At 63.4% G+C, this 13197-nt stretch carries 17 protein-coding genes; 4 read left to right on the forward strand and 13 right to left on the reverse strand.

Annotated features, from left to right (window positions below; genetic code table 11):
* Nucleotides 1-28: 28 nt before the first annotated feature.
* The 3 genes from ASD04_RS17035 to ispH form a co-directional block, all read right to left on the reverse strand.
* Entirely contained in the window at nucleotides 29-1123 is a 1095-nt protein-coding gene (locus ASD04_RS17035) for a GSU2403 family nucleotidyltransferase fold protein (protein ID WP_056259619.1), read from the reverse strand.
* A 73-nt stretch (nucleotides 1124-1196) separates the two neighbouring features.
* The gene (gene rnhA, locus ASD04_RS17040; RefSeq protein WP_056259621.1) at nucleotides 1197-1670 is read right to left on the reverse strand and encodes a ribonuclease HI; all 474 of its coding nucleotides are present in this window, start codon (nucleotides 1668-1670) and stop codon (nucleotides 1197-1199) included.
* A 66-nt stretch (nucleotides 1671-1736) separates the two neighbouring features.
* Nucleotides 1737-2708 carry a 4-hydroxy-3-methylbut-2-enyl diphosphate reductase gene (ispH, locus tag ASD04_RS17045; protein ID WP_056259630.1) on the reverse strand — a complete coding sequence of 324 codons (972 nt, stop codon included), beginning with the start codon at nucleotides 2706-2708 and terminating at the stop codon, nucleotides 1737-1739.
* Between the two features lie 118 nt (nucleotides 2709-2826).
* Here ispH and ASD04_RS17050 point away from each other — a divergent pair, with 118 nt between their 5' ends.
* From ASD04_RS17050 to ASD04_RS17060, 3 genes are all read left to right on the forward strand, one after another.
* On the forward strand, nucleotides 2827-5091 hold the full coding sequence (locus tag ASD04_RS17050) for a putative PEP-binding protein (protein ID WP_056259632.1): 2265 nt from the start codon (nucleotides 2827-2829) through the stop codon (nucleotides 5089-5091).
* A 75-nt stretch (nucleotides 5092-5166) separates the two neighbouring features.
* Nucleotides 5167-5724, forward strand: a complete 558-nt coding sequence (locus ASD04_RS17055) for a hypothetical protein (RefSeq protein WP_156461305.1) — start codon at nucleotides 5167-5169, stop codon at nucleotides 5722-5724.
* A gap of 180 nt (nucleotides 5725-5904) precedes the next feature.
* The gene (locus tag ASD04_RS17060) at nucleotides 5905-6945 is read left to right on the forward strand and encodes a cell wall hydrolase (RefSeq protein WP_082531311.1); all 1041 of its coding nucleotides are present in this window, start codon (nucleotides 5905-5907) and stop codon (nucleotides 6943-6945) included.
* Here the strand turns inward: ASD04_RS17060 and ASD04_RS17065 are convergent.
* From ASD04_RS17065 to ASD04_RS17105, 9 genes are all read right to left on the reverse strand, one after another.
* On the reverse strand, nucleotides 6942-7388 hold the full coding sequence (locus ASD04_RS17065) for a hypothetical protein (protein ID WP_056259638.1): 447 nt from the start codon (nucleotides 7386-7388) through the stop codon (nucleotides 6942-6944). The two genes, ASD04_RS17060 and ASD04_RS17065, sit on opposite strands and share 4 nt — an antisense overlap.
* A 127-nt stretch (nucleotides 7389-7515) precedes the next feature.
* Nucleotides 7516-8118: an HD family hydrolase gene (locus ASD04_RS17070; protein ID WP_056259641.1), complete on the reverse strand. Its 603-nt coding sequence runs from the start codon at nucleotides 8116-8118 to the stop codon at nucleotides 7516-7518.
* Between the two features lie 96 nt (nucleotides 8119-8214).
* Nucleotides 8215-9054 (reverse strand): folate-binding protein YgfZ, encoded by an 840-nt coding sequence (locus tag ASD04_RS17075; protein ID WP_156461306.1) that lies wholly within the window; start codon nucleotides 9052-9054, stop codon nucleotides 8215-8217.
* A 91-nt stretch (nucleotides 9055-9145) separates the two neighbouring features.
* Entirely contained in the window at nucleotides 9146-9433 is a 288-nt protein-coding gene (locus ASD04_RS17080) for a type II toxin-antitoxin system RelE/ParE family toxin (RefSeq protein WP_056259645.1), read from the reverse strand.
* Entirely contained in the window at nucleotides 9433-9669 is a 237-nt protein-coding gene (locus ASD04_RS17085) for a hypothetical protein (protein ID WP_056259834.1), read from the reverse strand. Before ASD04_RS17085 ends, ASD04_RS17080 begins: the two co-directional genes overlap by 1 nt.
* Nucleotides 9670-9730: 61 nt before the next feature.
* Nucleotides 9731-10285, reverse strand: coding sequence for a hypothetical protein (locus ASD04_RS17090; protein ID WP_056259647.1), 555 nt, complete (start codon nucleotides 10283-10285; stop codon nucleotides 9731-9733).
* Nucleotides 10286-10355: 70 nt separating this feature from the next.
* Nucleotides 10356-10616 (reverse strand): hypothetical protein, encoded by a 261-nt coding sequence (locus ASD04_RS17095; RefSeq protein WP_056259648.1) that lies wholly within the window; start codon nucleotides 10614-10616, stop codon nucleotides 10356-10358.
* A 134-nt stretch (nucleotides 10617-10750) separates the two neighbouring features.
* Nucleotides 10751-11116 carry a TIGR02301 family protein gene (locus ASD04_RS17100; protein ID WP_056259650.1) on the reverse strand — a complete coding sequence of 122 codons (366 nt, stop codon included), beginning with the start codon at nucleotides 11114-11116 and terminating at the stop codon, nucleotides 10751-10753.
* A gap of 12 nt (nucleotides 11117-11128) precedes the next feature.
* Nucleotides 11129-11530: an NUDIX domain-containing protein gene (locus tag ASD04_RS17105; protein WP_056259653.1), complete on the reverse strand. Its 402-nt coding sequence runs from the start codon at nucleotides 11528-11530 to the stop codon at nucleotides 11129-11131.
* A gap of 66 nt (nucleotides 11531-11596) precedes the next feature.
* Between ASD04_RS17105 and ASD04_RS17110 the strand changes: the two genes are divergently transcribed.
* Nucleotides 11597-12322 carry an SOS response-associated peptidase gene (locus ASD04_RS17110; protein WP_056259654.1) on the forward strand — a complete coding sequence of 242 codons (726 nt, stop codon included), beginning with the start codon at nucleotides 11597-11599 and terminating at the stop codon, nucleotides 12320-12322.
* Between the two features lie 236 nt (nucleotides 12323-12558).
* On the opposite strand, the gene ASD04_RS17115 is transcribed toward ASD04_RS17110, so the two are convergent.
* Nucleotides 12559-13155, reverse strand: coding sequence for a hemerythrin domain-containing protein (locus ASD04_RS17115; protein WP_056259656.1), 597 nt, complete (start codon nucleotides 13153-13155; stop codon nucleotides 12559-12561).
* Between the last annotated feature and the right edge of the window lie 42 nt (nucleotides 13156-13197).

Genomic DNA, 13197 nt, shown 5'->3' on the forward strand with positions numbered 1-13197 from the left:
GTCATAACTTGGTGCGGGCGAACCGTCGTCAGCCGGGCAGGTCGAACATGGCGGGGTCTTGCCCCAGCGTTTTCACGCCGCGGGCGAGTGCCTGAAAGATGGACGCGACTGTCTGAGGGTTCATTGCGGCAAAGCTGCGCGAAAGGGCGTCCCGCCAGGCCGCTCCCCGGTTCCACGCCTCGATATATGCGTCGGCAAGCGCAACTGCCTGATTGGTTGCGGCCATCGCTTCCATCAGGATTTGCGCTTGCTGCCTGTCCTTTCGGCGTTTGGCTGTGGCGTCGCGATCAGCTTCGCGGCGGCTGGCGACGATGAGCTTGTGGACGGCATATCGTTCCGGCGCCGGAACGAGGACAGGAACGCCCGCATTGTGCAGGAGAACCGCCCGGACTGGCTCGTAGATCAGGAAATCCAGGAAGCGAAGAGGCTCAGCGCCGGCTGACCCGAGCGCGGGCATAGTGGTCGCTTTGCCCTGGTGGTCGTCCGAACCGGTGTTGGGGGTAAGAAACTCGACCTTATAGCCATCGCGGGCGACGAATTTCGTGGCAATGGGTGAACTAAGATGCGGCAGCGGGCGGAAGGTCGCGTCGATGCTCTGCAGAACCTGCAACATATCGGGCGTGGTATCGCCAACGGTCATCGAAATTGAATGGAACTGCGCGAAATCGGCATCGCCCGTCTGTAGTGCGGTATTGGGAAGACGAATGCCCAGACTAGCGGAATAGCACTGGAAGGCCACTGTACCGACCAGGACACCGCGCAGCCGAAAGAAACCGGCATTGGCCAATGCCTCGACCACATCGCCGACCTTTTGAGGTGGAGCCGGCAGATAGGCCTCGCGAATGAGCGTGGAAACCAGCTTTCGCCGCGCGCGGTAGTCCGATTTGAGGTCTTTGAATTGTTCGACGCGCCGGGTAATGGCTTCGTCATCGACGGGTCCGACATAGCGGCGTTTCTTTTTGCCGCCTTCTTCGGCGGTATCAAAATACCAATAAAAGCGACCGCTCGCTTCCTGGCGGATAAAGCGGCCCTCTATCGAGAAATCTGTCGAAAATGCTGCGTCCAGGCTGCGCTGTGCAAGCTCGGAATAGAGGACTTGATAGCTGGTATCGATCGATTTCATGGTTCTTATTACCATTTTTGCGAAGGTGGTAACAGAACCTTATTACCATTTTCGCGAAAGTGGTAATAAGCCGTCAAACCGGCGGCATCAGCCGATCATCCCGCCGCTTCGGCTTGAACGGGGCCATGCCCTCATTGGCCAATTGATCGGCCCGCTCGTTGAGCGCGTGCCCGGCATGGCCCTTGACCCATTTCCACTCGATCTTGTGACGTCTGGTGGCCTCGTCCAGCGCCTGCCAGAGTTCGAGATTTTTCACCGGCTTCTTGTCGGCGGTCTTCCAGCCATTGCGCTTCCAGCCATGCATCCAGCTCTGTACGCCGTTCTTGACATATTGACTGTCGGTATGGAGCTCGACCGTGCAGGGGCGCTTGAGGGCGTTGAGCGCATTGATGGCGGCGGTCAGCTCCATCTGGTTGTTGGTGGTCAGCGCCTCGCCGCCCTTGAGCTCCCTGGTATGGCCGCCATATTCGAGAATGGCGCCCCAGCCGCCAGGACCCGGATTGCCCGAGCAGGCGCCGTCGGTATGGATGATGACGGTATCAGTCATGAGAGCTCCTGGAGCGTGCCGGAGCCGTCAGGCTAACGCCTGCCGATGTATGCGGGGATAAGTGGCTCACCGCGCAACCGCGGCTTCGATGGTGCGCAACTCGCGCGGAATGTTGAAGGCGATGTTTTCCTTGGCCGTGACGCGCGCCTCGACCTTGATGTCGTAGCGCTGCGCAAAGGCCTCGATCACCTCGTCCACCAGCTTTTCAGGGGCCGAAGCGCCGGCCGAAACGCCCAGGCTCCTGATACCTTCGAGCCGCGACCAGTCGATCTCGGCGGCACGATCCACCAGCATGGCATTCCTGCAGCCCGCCCGCTCGGCCACTTCCACCAGGCGCAGGGAATTGGAGGAATTGGGCGAGCCCACCACGATCATCGCATCCACTTCCGGCGCCACGGCCTTGATGGCCTCCTGCCGGTTGGTGGTGGCATAGCAGATGTCTTCCTTGTGTGGGCCGTTGATATCAGGAAAACGCTGCCGAAGCGCGCCAACGATCTCGCGGGTATCGTCCACCGACAGCGTGGTCTGCGTCACAAAGGCCAGGGTGCCGGGATCGCGCGGCGCGAACGTCATGGCATCGGCCACCGTTTCGACCAGCGTGATGGCCCCCGGCGGCAATTGGCCCATCGTTCCGACGACTTCGGGATGCCCCTTGTGGCCGATAAGCACGATTTCGTGGCCTTCGGCGAAATGCCGCTGTGCCTCGACATGCACCTTGCTGACCAGCGGGCAGGTGGCATCGAGGAAGAACATGTTGCGGCTCCTGGCGTCCGATGGCACCGATTTGGGCACGCCATGGGCCGAAAACACCACCGGTGCATCGGTTTCGGGAATTTCGCTCAGTTCCTCGACGAAAACCGCGCCTTTGTCGCGCAGGCCATCGACCACGTATTTATTGTGCACGATGGCGTGGCGCACATAGACCGGTGCGCCGTATTTCTCGAGGGCGAGCTCGACAATCTGGATAGCCCGGTCAACCCCGGCGCAAAATCCGCGCGGGGCACACAGCAGAATGTCTAGTTGTGGCCGCTTTTCCATATGAGATCAGATGCTTTCAGCGCCTCGGCAAGTCAAGTCTTGTTGCGGTCGCACCGGCTCATAGGCAATATGCGTCTTCAAATATGGCAAGGACTTAACGGTGAGCTTGGCGCAGGAAATGTTCGCGATTGCTCCCGCCACGGGGAAAGCGAATCTGTCCGCCAGCCAGCTCAAGCTCCTGAGTGGCAAGGCACGCTGGATTTTCCGTGTCGGCGAAGCCGGCTTCCCCACCGTGCCCACCATCGCACTGACCCGTGCCGCCTGGGAGGCGCTGCAAGGCGAGCGCACCCGACGCGAAACCAAGCTGCGCACCCATTGGGTTGCCTGCCTGTTCAAGCTGGTGGGAAAGGATGCCAAGCCGCCGACGCTGGTCGTGCGTACGTCGGCAGCGGCGCACAATGGCGGATTGATGCCGGCCAAGGTGGGGATTGCCGCGCCGGCCAATCCTGAAGATTCGGTCGATCCGGCACGCCCCCTGGCCAGGGCCATCAAGGCGGCATTCGACAGCTATGGCTTTGGCCAGGGCTGGACCGGCCGCTCGGACGAGGATCGCGGCAAGCAGATCGTGCTGGTGCAGGCGGCGGCCGATGGCGAGATCGAGCAGTTTTTGACCCGCAATGCGGTAACGGGCGCCATGGGCCCAGCACCGGTCAATGGCGCGCCGCTGCCACGCATGTCCGATTCTATCGCCGCTTTGGTCAACCTGCTGGACGCCAAGGCGGGCCGGCATATGAACTGTCTTGTCGCCATCAGGCGCGGGCAGGTGGAATTCCTCTCGGCACGGCCGGTGCAGGTAACGGCGGCCGCGGAGCTGGAAGCAGCGGTCGATCGCGTCAATCGCAAGATATGGTCGGCTCAGAATGCCGTGACTCGCGTCGATCCGACCCGGCTGACGCAATTGCTGCATCCAAGGCTGCGCTCCACCGAAGGCGCCGCGCCGATCGCCACCGGGCTCGGTGTCTCGCCCGGGGCAGCGAGCGGCGCCATCGTCTTCAACCCCGAAGATGCGGCGCGGCTGCGGGCGCGCGGCAAGCACTGTATCCTCGTGGTCAACGAAACCGGCCCGGCCGATATCGAAGGCATGAAGGCAGCCACGGGCATCCTGACGGCGCGTGGGGGCATGACTAGCCATGCCGGCGTGATCGCCCGCATCACCGGCAAGCCCTGCGTTGCCGGCGTGCGCACGCTGTCGGTGGATACCAATGAAATGGTCTGCCGCATCGGCGACCGCGAATTCCGTAGCGGCGATCGCCTCACCATCGATGGCAGCGACGGGCAGGTCTATGCCGGGCAGTTGCCGCTGGCCCAGCCCCATATCGGCGGCGCCATCGGTACGCTGCTCGGCTGGTCCGATGCCAGCCGCAAAATCTCGGTGCGAACCAATGCCGAGACGGTCGAATCGGCCATGACGGCGCTGAGCTTCGGTGCCGAGGGCATCGGGCTGGCGCGGTCCGAGCATATGTTCTTTTCACCCGAGCGCATGGTGGCCTTGCGCCGCGTTATCCTCAGCGAGGACGAGGAGGATCGCAGCCGGGCCATCAACGGGCTGGTCGATTATCAGACGGGTGACTATTCGGCTTTGTTCTCGACAATGAACGGCCTGCCGGTGACGGTGCGGCTATTCGATCCGCCGCTGCACGAATTCCTGCCGCGCAGCGAGGAAGAGATCGAGGAAACGGCGGCTTCCCTCGGGCTTGCGGTGCGTGCCCTGCGGATAAACCTGGAACGGATCGCCGAGATCAACCCAATGCTCGGCCATCGCGGCGTGCGGCTGGCCATAACCTATCCCGAAATGCTGCAGATGCAGATGCAGGCGCTGATGGCCGGTGTCCGCGCCGCCAGCGAGACCCAGACCGAACCGGTGGCGGTTGAGGTTATGGTGCCCTTCGTCTCCACCGCCAGCGAGGTTGGCTGGGTGCGCGACCGGGTCAACGCCATTGCCGCCAATTCGGGACTGCTGCGTACCGATCGGGTCAAGTTTTCCTTCGGCACCATGATCGAGCTGCCCCGCGCCTGCCTGCGCGCCGGTGACATCGCCCAGATGGTGGACTTTTTCTCCTTTGGCACCAATGACCTGACCCAGACGACCTTCGGCATCTCCCGCGACGACGCGCCAACCTTCCTTGCCGCCTACCAGCGCAAGGGCATCTATGAGCGCGACCCCTTCGTCAGCATTGACGAAAAGGGCGTGGGCGAGATGATCGCCATTGCCATCGAGCGGGGCAGGGCCGCCAATCCTGGGCTCAAGATCGGCATCTGCGGCGAACATGCCGGCGATCCGGCATCGCTGAAATTCTTTGCCGGTTTGGGCGTCGACTATGTCAGTTGCTCACCCTATCGTGTCCCGGTTGCACGGCTGACGCTGGCGCAGGCTTCTGCTTAAATAGCGAAGCGACGATCCCCATATGAAGGGGACCAGCCGGCATCTGCCGGCGCAAAAGGGATGGGGCATACCGACGTGAAATTTTTGCCGGTTCTGGCGCTGCTGCCGCTGCTGACTATTTCCACTCCGGCCGTGATGGCCCAGCCAACCGGCTCCCAATGCAGCGCGATCGCTGATGATGCCGGCCGCCTGGCTTGCTTTGATGCGGCCTTTGCCGCGCCGGCGGCGGGCACCGATGCCGCGCTGGTGGTCCTCGAATCCGAACAGCTTATCCCCGCCCGGCCCAATGGCCGCGAGGCAGCGACGATCACGGTTGCGTGCGATGCCGGGGTGCTGACGGTCGCCTTCGCTTTTGCCGGCAATACCATGTCGGCACTGGGCAACGATGCGGGCATCACCTGGCAGTTCGACTTGCAGGCCGCGCGGAGTCGCACCCTGCCGGTCAATGCCGAAAATACCGCGATCCTGCTCAATAACACCGCCGATTCATTGGCCTTTATCCAGAGCGTGGCCGGCGCGACCAACCTCACCGTGCGGGTCACGCCGGTCAGTTCGCGCTCGCTCACCGTGCGCTATCGGGTCGATGCCTTTGCCGACCAGGTTGCGCCGGTCCGGGGCGCCTGCGGCGTCTGACGTCTGCAGCAGAACCGCCGGTCACATTCCTGCCAGGCCCTCGCCATGGTTAACCCATTGCTGCGCCTCAAAGCCTGTTTACGCACCGCTAACCCTAATCAGACATCATAGCTGATATCGGCATTTTAGCGTCACTTTCGCCGATCAGTAGTTTTGTTGCGTAGCGTTGAGTAGCGTTTGATGGCCTCTTCCCACCGGTCGGTGCGTTCGCGCCCGGCTAGAGCGGTTCGCCGACATCCCTTCACCAGGTTGCTGGTCGTCGGGATTTTTTGTGGCCTCGGCTATGTCGGGCTCACCAACGGCGCCTTCGGCCCCGCTGCCGACCTCGCTGACGCCATGCCGTCCGATGTCGATCTTGTCGCTGCGAGCATTTCCTGGTCGGGCGTCGATCCGGTCATTACCGGTTCGGTCGACCACCTGTTCGAAACGGCGAGCTTCACCGGCCCCAACCGGGCCGAGAAAACCGATCGCAAGCGGCCGCCGGTCGACGTGCTCGCCATTTCCCGCAGCTTTGCAGAGGTCCGTGTCCGTCTCGCCGCTTTGCGTGGCGGACCCGCCGATCCGGCGGCCCTTGGGCAGTCGCGCATCGCCGACGCGGCCATCGAGGCGACCGGCGATGTCGAGATCGGGCCGCGCATGTCGGTGGCGTCGATCGATCCGTCCACCGCTGCGGCGCTCGACGCCATTGCCGGCATCGCGCCGGAGATGAGCACGCCAATGCCTGTCATGGCCTCCGAGAAACTTGCCTATGCCCGCGCCACGGCCCCGGTCACCGGCGGCTTCTCGACCGGCACGGTGATGCAGGTATCGGACAAGGAATTGTGGTGCCTGGCGACGGCGATCTATTTTGAAGCCCGCGGGGAAAGCTATCGCGGGCAGGTGGCCGTGGCCCAGGTCGTGCTCAACCGCGTCAAGGACTACCGCTATCCCGATACGATCTGCGGCGTGGTGTTCCAGAACCAGAGCCGGCGCAATTCCTGCCAGTTCTCCTTCGCCTGCGACGGCATTCCCGAGACGATCAACGATCGCCAGTCCTGGGCGCAGGCAGAGGATATCGCCAGGCGCTACACCGATGGCCAGCTCTACCTGACCGAAGTCGGCGACGCGACGCACTACCACGCCAGCTATGTCCGGCCGGCCTGGGCACCCCGCATGACCAAGGTTACCCAGATCGGATTGCACATTTTCTACAAGTTCAAGCGCGGTTGGCTGTTCGGCTAGCGGGTGGAGCCGTAGTAGTAGAAAGAGCCGGCATTTCCGGTGCTGAAGGACGACCAGCGGCCATTGGTCCAGTAGCGAAAGAAATTGCGGTCGGGCTCGGCGGCCTCCACACTTATCCCCGGATACTGGATGTGGCTGGAGAACATCGCGTCGGTGGAATAAGTACCCGATGCGGTGGTGGTGATGGTGACGTAGCTGACCTTGCCGGCCTCGACCTTCTTGACCCTGACGGTGGAGAGCGGATCGGTGGCGACAGAGGCGTCATAATCGACGGCGTAGTCGCGATCCTCGTATTTCACCAGGCTTGCTGCATCGACGCCGGTTGCGGCGAATTCATCGCCAAAGGCCTCGAAAACCATGCCTGGCCCGATGGCCGCGAGAGCGGTGGCGCAGATGGCGCCGACAGTCATGCCGAGCAGGAGGTGGCGATCTGGCAGGTTCATGGCGTTCCGTCCCGAAATGAAGCGAATGGCAACATTGTCTTAACGGTTTAGAAACCATACCGGCCCGGCCAGGGCAAAGTTGATCCTCGGTTAGGGTTAATCCCCACAGGGGCCAAGCCCTTGGCCGCTAGACCGAAAGTGCCTCGAAGGCCGCGATGAAGCGGTCATGCGCCTCGCGCGTCGGCCAGGGCCGGATCAGCCGGTCGAAGGCGTCGACGTCGAAGGCCGGGAGGCTGGGCTCACCGAAGAACTTGCGGGCTTCCGCATCCTCGAAACCGGCCAGGTGGATGGCCTCGAAAAAGGCAGCTTCCCGGTCGGCTTTCTTGACCTGCCTGGCCAGCGCCGCCGGCATGGCAGCGGGCAATGAGAAGCGCAGGTAGATGGCCGACAGCAGGCGGTTTTCGACGTCTTTATAATTGCCGCCCATGGCCGCCTTGAAGGGCGAGATGATATCACCCATCACATATTCGGGCGCGTCATGCAGCAGGGCCTGGGCCTGAGAAACGGAATCGCAATCGGGGCTGTGGGCGCGGAATAACTCGAGCACCAGCACCGAATGCTGGGCCACCGAAAACGGGTAATCCCCCTCGGTCTGCCCGTTCCAGCGGGCGACGCGGGCCAGGCCATGGGCGATGTCGGAGAGCTCGACATCCATCGGCGAGGGATCGAGAATATCGAGCCGGCGGCCCGACAACATACGTTGCCAGGCGCGTGCGCTAGTGCGTGCCATCGGTCCCCAAAGGCTAACAGACTGTTAGCATCGACAGTAGCATCAGGGCTCGATTCGCAGAACTGTGGCGACTCTTCCGAGCGCGCCCGACTTGTACTATTCGACCATTTCGCTCTCGCCAAAGGCGTAGGTCGCCCAGACCGGAAGGGCAACATTCACCTTCTTGCCGGCCACCGTCACCGCTTCGGGATCGGTAATCCGGTCGAGCCTGAGAATGGCGACGGCCGCGCCATCGACCACTTGGCCGAGCGTGCCGGCCTCGCGGCCATTGGCAAGGACCGGGGTGCCGGCGGGGGCGTCCACGCCCAGGACGATAACCGGGCGGCGGCGGGCGGTGCCGCGATGCTTCATGCGGGAAACGACTTCCTGGCCGACATAGCAGCCTTTCGCGAAGTCGATGCCGTCGAGGATATCGAGGCCGATATCGTGGGCGAAGGCGTCATTGGCTGGGAAGTCATTGCCCTGATGGGCGATGCCGGCGCCGATGCGCTCGGCCTGGTAGAAGGCGTCGTTCTGCACCCAGTCCGCAGTGGTCTCGATGGGGGCGATGGCACGCCAGCCCAGATCGATCGGGCCCATGCGGTCGGTATGCCTTATGCCTGATGGCTCTTCATCCTGCGCGAAGCCGACGCGATGGGTTTCCCGCAGGTCATCGATCTCGGCCTTGGCGCGAAGCCGATACATCTTCATGCGCTTGAAGAAGTCGTCGGCCACGGACTGATGCACGTCCACCCAGATGCCATCTTCGGCATGGCCGGCCAGTCCCTCGGCCAGAATCTTGCCCTGGGGCGACAGCAGGGCCCAGGCCGCGGCAACCTCGCCTTCGCCAGTGCCCGCGCCGGGAATTTCACCGGTCACCACATCGTTGAGCAGCCTATGCGCATCGGGACCGGAGAAACGGAACAGCGCACGGTCGGCGCGCAGATGGATGGTCATGATCTTCTTGGCTCCGGACGGGACCAAGACATGGCGCAGTGCGGCATGATTTTCAAGAACGCGACTGCGGTGGGCAGCGCGGGGAAATGGACTAGTCGAATTTGCCGGGCCAAAGCCTTGCCGTGTGAACGACAGCCAGAATTTCAACCCTTTTGGTGACGCGATAGACGATGATGTAGGGCAAATCCCCCAACACGCGCTCGCGCGTGCCCAACGCCCGCCCCATGCGCCCAATCATCGGATTACCGGCCAGCAGCCGATTGGGGCGCTCCGTAAGCGCAATGGCCAGGTCATAGGCCGCGGCCGGGCTGTCCTGCGCGACAAAGTACTGGATTTCTTCAAGGTGAAGGAGGGCGGTTCGCGTCCAGGCGACCTGCATTATGCGGGACGGTACTTGTTCACAGCGGCGGTAAGCTCGTCATCGGTGGCAAAAGCATCGCTGTCCGCGTCGGCCAGGCCAGCGGCAACCTGCTCCAGAAAACGCTCTTGCCATTCCAGCGAATGACCATTTTCGAGAGCGTCGGCAATGACCTGCGAAGGCGACAGGCTGGACCGGGCCGCAATGGCATCGACGCGGGCTTTCAGATCGTCTGCAATATCGAGCGTGATCGTCATGGGAGCATCATGCCAGCTTTGGCGGGCGAAGGAAATCGATGCTTCCACCCAGCGCCCGCATTCAATCGCCCGCCACGAATGCCTGCCATTCGCCGTCGGGGCCGATATAGACGCGCCACCAGAACCAGCCGCCGAACTGGTGCATGTCTTCGAGCTGTTCGGGGGTGATCAGGCGGTAGGCGTCGACACTCTGTTCGGGGGTGAGGTTTTCGATGTCCGCGAGCGCGAGATAGGGCCAGACATAACTGGGCGCATCACTGGAGGCGCCCAGCACGGCATAGGGCATTTCCAGCAGGTTACGCAGCAGAGCCAGCATCTGACGGCCCTCGGGGTCGGCTGATTGTTCCCTAAGATAGGCCACCGGATCGTCGGGCAGGCCGAAGCTGACATTGGGCGGTGCCTCCTGCGCGTCCATGATGGCGCGCAGGCTTTCGATGTCGCCGGTTCGCGTCGCTTCGATCAACTGCTGGCGCTTGAGACGCACCGGCGCGGGCAGCGCGGCCAGGTCATCGCTGACCACCATGTCGGCATAGGGGTCGTATTGGGCTTCATCCTGCGCCAGGGCGGCCGGCGTGAACAACAGCAAGGCGCTGAGCATGGTCGCGATGAGGCGCATGGTCGAATCTCCCGGTAGCGGACGATTCGAGACTAGCACGAAGGTCGTGCCGGTTCTGAGGCAGACCGGCCTATTGCAGGATGCGGTCGAGGTTGTATTCGCCGGAGCGGATGCGGTCGGGCAGCAGGGCAATGAGATCGGCGGTGGCCTCGTCGCCGTGCATCTTGACGAAGGTGGCAAGGGCCGCGAACAGCGAGGCATGCGCCAGCGACGCGCTCTGCACACCATCGTCCTCGGCACAATTCCAGGCTTCGGCCAGGTATTCGAGCGCCAATTGCCGTTCGCCCTGCTCGCGGTCGAAGACGGCAGCCCCGGACGCGGGTGCAAACATGGTTTTGCTCGTGGTCATGACGCTGGGGGTAGCATGAAGGGGGCAGGCGGGCGCGCAGGAAGTAACCCGAAGGTTAACAGGCGGTGCGCGATTGTACGGAGAGGCCCGCATGTAAGCGGGGAATCGTCCCTCGCCTATTCGGCAAAGCGCGTATGGATGTCGCGCGCGATGCGCTCGGCCTCGACCAATAGGCGCGTCAGGGCCTCGCGCGCGGCCGGCGTGCAGGCGCGGTGGAAGCGCGAATAGGCGGTGTAGCCGACGTTGAATGCGCCGGCGAGGCGCTGGCGCCGGTCTTCGTCAGGCTCGTCCAACGTGATGAGCTCGGCCATCTGGGCGCGCCAATCCTCGGTGCCGGCTTCGCAGAGCGGCTGCAGGAAGTAGAGGCTGCCCATGATCTCGGCGAGCCGCTCCATCTGCCGCTGATAAGGCGGATCGATGGCGAAGACCGGGGCGGTGCCCAGGGCAAGCAGCAGGGCGATGGCGAGGCGGATGCGCTTCATGGCGATTGCTTATCACCCTTGCGCCAGAACTGCGAAGGCTCTCGCAAGCACGTCATCGAGGCGGCTGGTGGTGCGCAGGGCGATGAGGGCCGCCGGGTCGAGCCATTTGTGGTCGGCGATCTCGTCGGAGGCACGCAACTGGCCCGAGAAATCGCGTGTGGCAAAGACCGCCAGCCGGAATGTGCCATCGCGGCCGAGCGGCTGCACCAGTACGGGCCTGGGATTGCGGATGGTGAGGCCCACCTCCTCCGATATTTCACGAGTGGCGCATTGCTCGATGGTTTCGCCCGGCTCGATGCGGCCGCCGGGCAGGGTCCACAGATGCTGATAGGGCGCATAGGCGCGCTTGATCAGCAGCACCTTGCCGTCGCGGACGAGGGCGACGCTGGCGGCGTTGGGAACGTCTTCGGTCACTTGTGGCTCATTTGCGATTCGGACAGGTGCAGACTACCTGTTGTTTGCTGATTCAGGAGTGCGACCATGTGCGGACGCTACGCTTCGACGCTGCCACCCGAAATGATGGCGCAGCTATTCGGGCTGTTCAATTCCATCGACCTGGTGCCGCGCTACAATATCGCGCCGACCCAGCCGGTGGCGGCCATATGGGAAGCCCATGGGCGGCGCGAGGCGCATTTCGCGCGCTGGGGCCTGGTGCCCGGCTGGGTCAAGGATCCGCGCGATTTCCCGCTGCTGGTCAATGCGCGGGTGGAGACCATGGCCGAAAAACCGGCCTTTCGCGATTCGCTCAAGCATGGCCGCTGCATCATTCCGGCCAGCGGCTACTACGAGTGGCACACCAACCCGGACAAGACCAAGCAGCCCTATTACATCACCATGGAAGATGATCGGCCGATGGCGCTGGCCGGGCTCTATACGAGCTGGATGGGGCCCAATGGCGAGGAAATCGACAGCGTGGCGACGATCACCGTGGCGGCCAACGCGCAGCTTTCGCAAATCCACGACCGCATGCCGGCGATTCTGGAGGGGGCCGATATCGACGATTGGCTCAATGTGCGCGCGGTGCGGGCGCGTGAGGCAGGGCAACTGGCGCTGCCACTGGCGGATGGGGCGCTGAAGTTCCATCCGGTCTCGACGCGGGTGAATTCGGCGCGGGACGATGATGCGGGGCTGATCGAGAGGGTGATGGTGATGAAGCCGGAGCCCGTGCGCAGGAAGGCGGCGGGCGGGCAACTGGATTTGTTCTGAGGGGCGCTGGAGCCTCAGTCGACACCATCCCCCTTGAGGGGAGGGTAGCGCAGCTAGGCCCGGTCAGGGCCGTAGCAAAGCTAGGGAGGGGGGCGGAGGTGCCACAGACACCGAGTTCGCGGAAGCGTTGACACCCCCACCCTGCTCGATTCAACGGACTTAGCTGACGCTAAGTCCTATCTCGCTTCCCTCCCCACAAGGGGGAGGGTGGGGCCGGCGGGCGGGACAAGATCGTGCTACCCCCCGAGCCCGAAATAGCCCAGCGCGTCGCCCATGGCGTCTTCTTCCCAGCCGAGGTGGGAGAGCAGCACGCGTTCGAGGGCGTGGTAGACGGTTTTGGTGTCCTCGAAGCGGGCAGGGGTGGGCTCTTCGGCCAAAGCGTTGAGGGCAGCCATGAGCCGCTCCAGCAGTTCGTGGACCACGACATGCTCGGCGCGCAGGCGGTCGGCAATGGCCTTGAAGGCGGGGCCTTGCTGGGCCAAGGCCGGGAAGATGGCGTAGTCCTCGATGGAATGGTGCATCTCGACGATGCCGCAATGCTGGCCGCACAGATTACCGAAGCGGCGATAGTTGGCGACCATGGCGAGATCGGCGGTTTCGGCGGCGATCTCGGCCTGGCTCACCGTGCCGGCATTGGCCCGCTCGATGAGCTTGCCGAGGGTGAGCATGTTGGCGCGCAGGTGATCATGCACCTGCCGCAGATGCAGGCCCGGTGCGCGCTGGGCATCGGTCAGGCCTTCGAGTTTCTGCAGAGGCGGACGGGTGGCGTCGTCGAGAAATTGGATGTTGAGCAGCATGGGCGCATAGATGGCCCTGCGGACGCGCCGGCGCAAGGCGGCACCGCTACGTGACTGAGTGTCCTCGGTGTGACTGTG

Origin of the sequence: Devosia sp. Root436, assembly GCF_001426345.1 — a bacterium.
In the GTDB taxonomy this organism is placed as follows: Bacteria; Pseudomonadota; Alphaproteobacteria; order Rhizobiales; family Devosiaceae; genus Devosia.